General features: G+C 75.0%; 1 protein-coding gene. It reads left to right on the top strand.

All coding sequences use genetic code 11. The features are described from left to right. On the top strand, positions 1-2,108 hold a 2,108-nt coding region (locus tag AC08ON_RS08155), incomplete at both ends, for a DNA polymerase III subunit gamma and tau (RefSeq protein WP_476616727.1).

A 2,108-nucleotide genomic window follows, 5' to 3' on the forward strand; every position in this document is an offset into this window, starting at 1 on the left:
GGCTGCACCACGCCTATCTCTTCAGCGGCCCCCGGGGTTGCGGCAAGACCTCCTCCGCCCGGATCCTCGCCGCCTCGCTGAACTGCGTCCAGGGCCCGACCCCTGAACCCTGCGGGGTGTGCGACGAGTGCGTGGGCATCCGGACGGGCGCCTCGATGGACGTCACGGAGATCGACGCTGCGTCGCACGGTCTCGTCGACGACGCCCGCGACCTGCGCGAGCGGGCGTTCTTCGCCCCTGCGTCGGCCCGGTTCAAGGTCTTCGTGGTGGACGAGGCGCACATGGTGACCGCGGCGGCGTTCAACGCGCTGCTGAAGGTCGTCGAGGAGCCCCCGCCGTACCTCAAGTTCGTCTTCGCCACCACCGAACCGGACAAGGTCATCCCGACCATCCGGTCCCGGACGCACCACTATGCCTTCCGGCTGGTTCCGCCGGGCGTGCTGCGCGAACATCTGGCGTCGGTCTGCGCCCGGGAGGGGGTCGTCGTCGATCCGGCCGTGTTGCCGCTGATCGTGCGGGCGGGCGCCGGATCGGTTCGCGACTCGCTGTCCGTTCTCGACCAGCTGCTGGCCGGCGCGGACGACGACGGCCTGCGCTACGACCGGGCGGTGGCGCTGCTCGGCATGACCGACGGCGTCCTGCTGGACGAGACCGTCGACGCGCTGGCCGACCGCGACGGCGCGGCCCTGTTCACCGTGGTCGACAAGGTCGTCTCCGCCGGTCACGACCCGCGCCGGTTCGCGACCGATCTCCTCGACCGGTTCCGTGACCTGATCGTGATGGCTGCCGTTCCGGACGCGGACGCCCGCGGCCTGCTGGAATCCTTCTCCCCCGACCAGATCGACCGGATGCGGGCGCAGACCACCCGGATGGGCCCCGCCGAGCTGTCCCGGACGGCGGACGTCCTGCACAACGGCCTGGTCGAGATGCGGGGGACGGCAAGCCCACGGCTGATGCTGGAACTGATCATGGCCCGTGCGTTGCTGCCCACGGCGTCGACCGACCCGGCCGCGCTGCTCACCCGGTTGGAGCGGCTGGAACGGCGGGCCGTGCTCGGCGGGGAAGAACCGGAGCCGGGCCCCCCGTCCCCGCTGCCGGTCGGCCGGGCTCCCGCGCCGGTCCACCCGCCCGCCGCGGACCCGGAGCCCATGCCGCTGGCAGTCCGGGCACCCGCTCGGACCGGACCGGTGTCTCGACCGGCGGCCGGCCCCCAGCCTGGTTCGCCGGGTCCCGCGTTCACGCCGGGTGATCGCCCCTCGGGCCCGGCAGGTGTTCCGGGCACGGCCGGCACGCCCGGGACCGGGCGGATCGACGCCGCCGGCCTGCGGATGCTGTGGGACGAGCTTCTCGTGCTCGCCGGCCGCCACAGCCGGAAGACGCATGCGATCCTGAAGGATCACGCGACCGTTGCCGACGTTCGAGGCGACGAGGTCGTGCTGGCCTTCGCCACCCCGACGATGGGCCGGATGTTCGGGCAGGGGAACAACGCCGAGCTGTTCTGTACGGTGCTGGCGGAGAGACTCGGCGGGGCCTGGCGGGTCACCGTCGCTCCCGCGGGCGGATCTGGTCGCGGCAGCGGGCGGCCCGCAGCGGGTCCCGGTCCGGGCGGCGGTGGCTACTCCGGCCCGCCCGGTCCCTCCAAGGCCTCGGGGTTCGCCGGCTCGGGCGGAGCCCCCGGGCCCACCGGCCAGGCGGGAGCATCCCGCTCACCGGCACCAGCACCGGCACGGCCCGCCGGCCCGGCAGGACAATCCTCCGGCCCCTCCTGGGGCCCGCGGCTGGATCCGCCCGTCGGCGCCGAGAACCGCGCCGTCTCGCCGGGATCCCCCCGAGCCATGCCCGGCCAGATGCGCGGACCGGCGGGGTTGTCCCCCGACACCGGGAACGGCTACGGCGGCTCCACCGACGGAACCGAAAGCGGCACGACAGACCCCGGCCGCGGCCCGGACGGCTACGGCGACCCCCGCGACTCCCACGGCGCCGGGCACGGTTCCACCGGCCCGGCCCCCGGCCCCGAGGGCGGCAGGCCCTGGTCCGCCACGGGCCGGGACGGCTCGTGGCCCGGACCGGCGAACGGGGTCGCCGCCGCTGCCAGTGCACCCCCCGCC

The sequence above is a fragment of the Frankia sp. CoWAU3 genome, assembly GCF_977971855.1.